The organism is Enterobacter sp. EC_50 (assembly GCF_019584525.1).
Classification (GTDB): Bacteria; Pseudomonadota; Gammaproteobacteria; order Enterobacterales; family Enterobacteriaceae; genus Enterobacter; species Enterobacter roggenkampii.
Map to the genome: position 1 here is coordinate 23685 of NZ_VDAF01000037.1, position 6280 is coordinate 29964.

Here is a 6280-nt window from a genome sequence, read left to right on the forward strand (position 1 = left end):
TCTTTAATAAAAACTTCGCATAGGGTACTTAAAAAGCGCGCGGTAATCCATTTAACCACCCGTTTTCAGACAGTAGCCCGGCGTCGCATGACGCTCGATCCATAAGATCATTTTACCCGCAATATCGACCCCGGTGGTTTTTTCCACACCTTCCAGCCCCGGCGAGGCGTTCACCTCCATGACCAGCGGCCCGCGCGTCGCGCGCAGAAGATCTACACCCGCCACGTCCAGCCCCAGGGTTTGCGCCGCTTTCACGGCAATTTCCCGTTCGCGATCGCTGATATCGGCGATTCTGGCAATGCCGCCGCGGTGAAGGTTAGAGCGGAAATCGCCCTCTTTGGCCTGACGCTCGATCGCCGCCACCACCTCGTTACCCACCACGAAGCAGCGAATATCACGCCCTTTCGCCTCTTCGATATACTCCTGCACCAGAATGTGGGCATTGAGGCCCCGGAAGGCATCAATCACGCTCTCCGCCGCCTGACGGGTCTCCGCCAGCACCACGCCAATGCCCTGCGTGCCTTCCACCAGCTTGATCACCAAAGGCGCGCCGCCCACCATGTCGATCAGATCGCTGGTGTCGTCCGGGGAATGGGCAATCCCGGTGACGGGAAGATCGATCCCCTGACGGGCAAGAAGCTGCAGCGAGCGCAGCTTGTCGCGGGCGCGGGAAATGGCGACGGATTCGTTGAGCGGGTAGCTGCCCAGCATCTCGAACTGGCGCAGCGCGGCGGTGCCGTAATAGGTAATCTGGGAGCCGATGCGGGGAATCACCGCATCAAAGTGCGGCAGCTTGCGGCCTTTGTAGTGAATCGACGAGGCGGCCGGATCGATGTTCATATAGCAGGACATCGGGTCGAGGATTTCAACCTGATGCCCGCGTTTCGCCGCCGCTTCTCGCAGGCGCTTACATGAATAGAGCGTTCCATCCCGGGACAATATGGCAATTTTCACCCTGCACCTCTCTGAAGACATGGAAAAAGCCTGCGTATCATATACGCAGGCAGGCGCAGGATAAATGGACTATCGCGTCGCCCAGCCCTGTTTGTGCAGGTAATCAAGAATAAACGGGCGATTTTCTTTAATGATGGTGCGGCGAATATGGTCCGTCCAGGTGTCGCGACGGTTATTGCTGCCGCGCGTCATGTAGTAATTCGCCAGCTCTTCATCGTAGTGATTCAGGACATCCTGATCGACCGGCTGGTAGTGGTTTTCATGCACCAGCATCGCCGCAGGAATGCGCGGCTTCAGATCCGGGTTATCCGCCGGCCAGCCAAGGCACAGGCCAAACAGCGGCAGCACGTGTTTTGGCAGCTTCAGCAGGTCGGTCACACTTTGAATGTTGTTACGCAGGCCGCCAATGTAAACGCCGCCTAACCCCAGCGACTCCGCGGCCGTAAAGGCGTTTTGCGCCATCAGCGCGGTATCCACCACGCCCAGCAGCAGCTGTTCGGCCAGCCCCAGCTCGGCCTCAGGGCAGATCTGCAGGTGGCGGTTAAAGTCGGCGCAGAATACCCAGAACTCGGCTGCCTGAGCCACATGCTTCTGCCCGCCGGTCAGCGTCACCAGCTGTTCACGCATCGCCGGGTCGGTAATGCGGATAATGGAGCTGCACTGCAGGAAGCTGGAGCTGGAGGTCGCCCTTGCGCTGTTAATAATCGCTTCGCGCTGCGCATCGGTAATCGGCTCATCGGTGAAGTGGCGAATGGAACGATGGGAAAGGAGCAGGTCTATGGTTGGCGTCATCTTGTCTCTCTTTATCTTGCTTAAACCGTATGGCAGCCAGTATAGGCAATGATATGCGCGGTGTAATTGGCGAAACATAGCTCATAGATATTATAACGACAGGCGAAACCTTCTTTAATGACGACAGGTTATGGGGCACTATACGTGTCATTCGCCGTCAGGCTTGTTTTTTTGAGGAGAGAGAAATGTTTGCAGTTATTTTTGGTCGTCCAGGGTGCCCTTACTGTGTGCGCGCGAAAGAGCTGGCTGAGAAACTGACCGAAGAGCGCGATGACTTCAACTTCCGCTATGTGGACATCCACGCGGAAGGCATCACCAAAGCCGATCTGGAAAAAACTGTCGGTAAGCCGGTTGAAACCGTACCGCAGATCTTCCTCGATCAGAAACACATTGGCGGCTGCACCGACTTTGAAGCTTACGCCAAAGAGCACCTGGGCCTGTTTGCTGCCCAGTAATGAAATGAAAGGACGCCCTCACCGAGAGGGCGTTTTTATTTGTGGTGCCGTCGGTTATGAAGCAGACTGCGCACAAATAAGTAGCAGAGCGCGCCAAGGGCGCACCAGAAAACAGCGCTCATCAACCACGCCAGCTCCTGCCAGAAACTCCGCGTAGAGATATACAGCAAGCGCATCATCAGCAAACAGAGCGGCGCGGCCAGCATGGCGCCCAGCAGTGGCTTCACCACCTCCCCTTTACGGGAGAGAAAACTGGCAGCTGCCCCCGGCAGGGTAAAAAAGAGCAACCCGAGCTCCGGATGACCCGACGCCCTGAATGCCCCTTTCACGTTAAAAGCAAGCGACATGCATACGACCGTGAACAGCAAAAAGCAGCTGATCACCCCCGCCCAGTTTCGTTTCATATTCAACCTATCCTCCTGACTTATCTCTATCAAATACACTTTCGTCGGGTAGACGCCCAGTCAGATAAAGCAATGCGGCAATCCTTGCCAAAGTACGCACAGGGTGATGCGATAATCAGTAGCTGTCAGTAGCTAATGCGATTAAACTACACGCCAGCTAATGTTTTAGGGAATAAAGCAGGAAACAGGGAGCGTTAACGCTTTTCCCTGACCCAAAAAACAGTAGCCCAAAAAGTCCTTTCATTCAACAACTTACTGGTAAACAAGAAGTTAGCCTCCGTGAATATAAACGTCGCAGACTTGTTAAATGGGAATTACATCCTGTTATTATTTGTGGTACTGGCGCTGGGTCTTTGCCTGGGTAAATTGCGCCTGGGTTCGGTTCAACTCGGTAATTCCATTGGCGTTTTAGTCGTCTCCTTATTATTAGGCCAGCAGCACTTCAGCATTAACACGGACGCGCTCAACTTAGGTTTTATGCTGTTTATTTTTTGTGTTGGCGTGGAAGCGGGACCTAACTTTTTTTCCATTTTCTTCCGCGACGGCAAAAATTATCTGATGCTGGCGCTGGTGATGGTCGGCAGCGCGCTGCTGATCGCGTTAGGGCTGGGTAAACTGTTTGGCTGGGATATCGGGCTAACGGCCGGTATGCTGGCAGGCTCGATGACCTCCACTCCGGTGCTGGTGGGTGCCGGTGATACCCTGCGCCACTCCGGTATGGCCGGGGAACAGCTCTCCACCGCCCTCGACCACCTGAGCCTGGGCTATGCCCTGACCTATCTGATTGGTCTGGTGAGCCTGATCGTTGGCGCACGCTATCTGCCAAAACTGCAGCATCAGGATCTGCAGACCAGCGCCCAGCAAATCGCCCGCGAGCGCGGTCTGGATACCGACTCCAAACGTAAAGTTTATCTCCCGGTGATCCGCGCCTACCGAGTCGGGCCAGAGCTGGTGGCGTGGGCAGACGGCAAAAACCTGCGCGAACTGGGGATTTACCGCCAGACGGGCTGCTACATCGAACGTATCCGCCGTAACGGCATTCTGGCGAACCCGGACGGCGACGCGGTGCTGCAGATGGGCGACGACATCGCGCTGGTCGGTTACCCGGACGCCCACGCCCGTCTCGACCCGAGCTTCCGTAACGGCAAAGAGGTGTTCGACCGCGACCTGCTCGACATGCGCATCGTCACCGAAGAGATCGTGGTGAAAAACCATAACGCCGTTGGCCGCCGCCTGGCGCAGCTGAAGCTGACCGACCACGGCTGCTTCCTCAACCGCGTGATCCGCAGCCAGATTGAGATGCCGATCGACGACAACGTGGTGCTCAACAAAGGTGACGTGCTGCAGGTCAGCGGCGACGCGCGACGCGTAAAAACCGTGGCCGACCGCATCGGCTTTATCTCCATTCACAGCCAGGTCACCGACCTGCTGGCCTTCTGCGCCTTCTTTATCGTTGGCCTGATGATCGGGATGATCACCTTCCAGTTCAGCAACTTTAGCTTCGGCATCGGTAACGCCGCCGGGCTGCTGTTCGCCGGGATCATGCTGGGCTTCCTGCGAGCGAACCACCCGACCTTCGGCTACATTCCGCAGGGCGCGCTGAACATGGTGAAAGAGTTCGGTCTGATGGTCTTTATGGCGGGCGTGGGCTTAAGCGCGGGCAGCGGGATTGGTCACAGCCTCGGCGCCGTCGGCTGGCAGATGTTGGTTTCCGGACTTATCGTCAGCCTGGTGCCGGTGGTGATCTGCTTCCTGTTCGGCGCCTACGTGCTGCGCATGAACCGCGCCCTGCTCTTCGGGGCAATGATGGGGGCGCGTACCTGTGCGCCTGCTATGGAAATCATCAGCGACACCGCGCGCAGCAACATCCCGGCGCTGGGGTATGCGGGCACGTATGCTATCGCTAACGTGCTGCTGACACTGGCGGGTACGCTGATTATCATCATCTGGCCCGGACTCGGATAACTCCTAAGAATGCGCGTGGCGGAAAATATTTTCGTTACGCGCAGAACTTTTTTATCAAGGGGCAGTCATAACTAGTGCCACTGCTTTTCTTTGATGTCCCCAATTTGTGGAGCCCATCAACCCCGCCGTTTTGGTTCAAGGTTGATGGGTTTTTTGTTGTCTGAAGTTCGTGCCTTGTGGCGAACAGCCATAGGCAAAGCCTTCCTACGCCGTTTCAATCGCATATAGCAGTTCAACCAGATCAACCGCACTTACATCATCCCAGCGAAGGTAGCTCGACAGAGAGCTTGTTCCCGAATCTTGCCCTAAAACGCGCTGGCATATTGCCTGGTGGTCAACGGATGCAGATACCCAGACAGCACCACTCTGCTGACAAAAGTAGGTCGAACCTTTCAACCCATCCCTTTGAATACGTTTCTTCCAGGTATCCACCTGCTGTGTCGTCACTTTTAAACTCATATCTTCCCCTAAGTAAATCAAGCAATCCCAGTTGATGATCCCATAAAATACCCGGATAAATCAGCGCGGAGAATATCAGTGTTCAATTTTTATCCTGACAAGACATTTAACAGAACGGAAGTTATGAGTCGACCAACACCCGTTCCCGCCATCAACGGAGTCTATTTTTGGTGGTTCAAAGAAATCCCGCCGGGCGTTCCAACAGAAGGTTGCCTAACTCATGATGGGCTAACTCTGCTTTATGTGGGTATTTCTCCCGACAAAAAAGGGAAACCTAATAGTAGAGCCAATCTCAAAACACGTATCAAAACTCACTACAGCGGAAATGCCGAAGGCTCTACGCTGAGACGAACGCTAGGTGTTTTGCTTGCGGCAGTAAGCAATTATCCCCTCCGTCGTGTTGGAAGGGGAAACAGAACGACATTTACCCATGCTGGGGAACAATGGCTCGATCTTTGGATGGAACAGAATGCAAAAGTATACTGGGTAGCAGACGAAGAACCTTGGGTGCTGGAAGAAGCGTTGATAAGAAGTATTCCGCTCCCATTAAACATTCAAGGTAACACTCATCCTTTTAAGCCAACGCTCTCAGCAATGCGCAGCAAAGCTATGGCAGAAGCCAAACTGATGGAGATTGCGAACGAAACAGGATTTAGCAGACGTAAGGTCGTGGAGATTGTTGAGCAAGCTGTGAGGGTAGAATAATCGGCTCAGGAAGACCGCCGTTGCGCAGTTGCACCAAATAAAAGGCACAGCCCAGGCGGCAAACCATAAGTATTACGTTAACTGTTCAGGTATTCCATTCAAGTTTGTGCATTAAGGTGTGACAACATAGCCGTACAGATTTACCAAAGGCAGCATTTCTCATTATCTTTATGCAGGCGATGACGAGGCAATCGACCATCTGCTGGTATGTCGTTTAGGGTGACAACAGGCAGCCCAGTTAGCTCGCTATAGCGTTCCATAGTGACGTGCAGTTTGTTCAAGAAATTGTAATATTAGGGGTCATGGTGCAACACCTCCTACTGGCTTGTGGTGAGCCGTTTGTAAACGGGACAAGTACATAAATGGAAACAAAACTGATAATGGTTGATGGGAACGCTTACATTTTTGACGCGCCATTTCTTCCTATCAATGGCTTTGTTGAATAAATCGAACTTTTGCTGAGTTGAAGGATCAGATCACGCATCTTCCCGACAACGCAGACCGTTCCGTGGCAAAGCAAAAGTTCAAAATAACCAACTGGCCCAC

Annotated in this window: 8 protein-coding genes and 1 pseudogene; 4 read left to right on the forward strand and 5 right to left on the reverse strand. The window is 53.9% G+C overall.

Translation table 11 applies throughout. The features are described 5' to 3' along the window. Nucleotides 1-51: 51 nt before the first annotated feature. Together rimK and nfsA are read right to left on the reverse strand one after the other, a co-directional pair. Nucleotides 52-954 carry a 30S ribosomal protein S6--L-glutamate ligase gene (rimK, locus tag FHC48_RS21665; RefSeq protein WP_021240931.1) on the reverse strand — a complete coding sequence of 301 codons (903 nt, stop codon included), beginning with the start codon at nt 952-954 and terminating at the stop codon, nt 52-54. 69 nt (nt 955-1023) lie between these two features. Continuing rightward, on the reverse strand, nt 1024-1746 hold the full coding sequence (gene nfsA / locus FHC48_RS21670) for a nitroreductase NfsA (RefSeq protein ID WP_008503442.1): 723 nt from the start codon (nt 1744-1746) through the stop codon (nt 1024-1026). A 185-nt stretch (nt 1747-1931) separates the two neighbouring features. Between nfsA and FHC48_RS21675 the strand changes: the two genes are divergently transcribed. Continuing rightward, entirely contained in the window at nt 1932-2201 is a 270-nt protein-coding gene (locus FHC48_RS21675) for a GrxA family glutaredoxin (protein WP_006809455.1), read from the forward strand. A gap of 35 nt (nt 2202-2236) precedes the next feature. Here FHC48_RS21675 and FHC48_RS21680 read toward each other — a convergent pair whose 3' ends face one another. Continuing rightward, on the reverse strand, nt 2237-2611 hold the full coding sequence (locus FHC48_RS21680) for an inner membrane protein YbjM (protein ID WP_025912901.1): 375 nt from the start codon (nt 2609-2611) through the stop codon (nt 2237-2239). Nucleotides 2612-2884: 273 nt separating this feature from the next. Here FHC48_RS21680 and FHC48_RS21685 point away from each other — a divergent pair, with 273 nt between their 5' ends. Then, nucleotides 2885-4570: an aspartate:alanine antiporter gene (locus FHC48_RS21685; protein ID WP_008503440.1), complete on the forward strand. Its 1686-nt coding sequence runs from the start codon at nt 2885-2887 to the stop codon at nt 4568-4570. A 204-nt stretch (nt 4571-4774) separates the two neighbouring features. Here FHC48_RS21685 and FHC48_RS21690 read toward each other — a convergent pair whose 3' ends face one another. Beyond that, entirely contained in the window at nt 4775-5029 is a 255-nt protein-coding gene (locus FHC48_RS21690) for a hypothetical protein (protein WP_131641656.1), read from the reverse strand. A gap of 123 nt (nt 5030-5152) precedes the next feature. Between FHC48_RS21690 and FHC48_RS23580 the strand changes: the two genes are divergently transcribed. Next, nucleotides 5153-5734: a GIY-YIG nuclease family protein gene (locus FHC48_RS23580; protein ID WP_059361977.1), complete on the forward strand. Its 582-nt coding sequence runs from the start codon at nt 5153-5155 to the stop codon at nt 5732-5734. Nucleotides 5735-5874: 140 nt separating this feature from the next. Here FHC48_RS23580 and FHC48_RS23585 read toward each other — a convergent pair. After that, nucleotides 5875-6038: pseudogene (locus FHC48_RS23585) on the reverse strand (regulator). A gap of 159 nt (nt 6039-6197) precedes the next feature. Here FHC48_RS23585 and FHC48_RS23590 point away from each other — a divergent pair. After that, nucleotides 6198-6280 (forward strand): hypothetical protein (locus FHC48_RS23590; RefSeq protein WP_225517502.1); only part of this gene is annotated, 83 nt, incomplete at its 3' end.

Bases quoted from the DNA above. Each gene is read 5' to 3' on its own strand.
- nfsA (WP_008503442.1), bottom strand. From the start codon at position 1,746: ATGACGCCAACCATAGACCTGCTCCTTTCCCATCGTTCCATTCGCCAC.
- FHC48_RS21675 (WP_006809455.1), top strand. From the start codon at position 1,932: ATGTTTGCAGTTATTTTTGGTCGTCCAGGGTGCCCTTACTGTGTGCGC.
- FHC48_RS21690 (WP_131641656.1), bottom strand. From the start codon at position 5,029: ATGAGTTTAAAAGTGACGACACAGCAGGTGGATACCTGGAAGAAACGT.
- FHC48_RS23580 (WP_059361977.1), top strand. From the start codon at position 5,153: ATGAGTCGACCAACACCCGTTCCCGCCATCAACGGAGTCTATTTTTGG.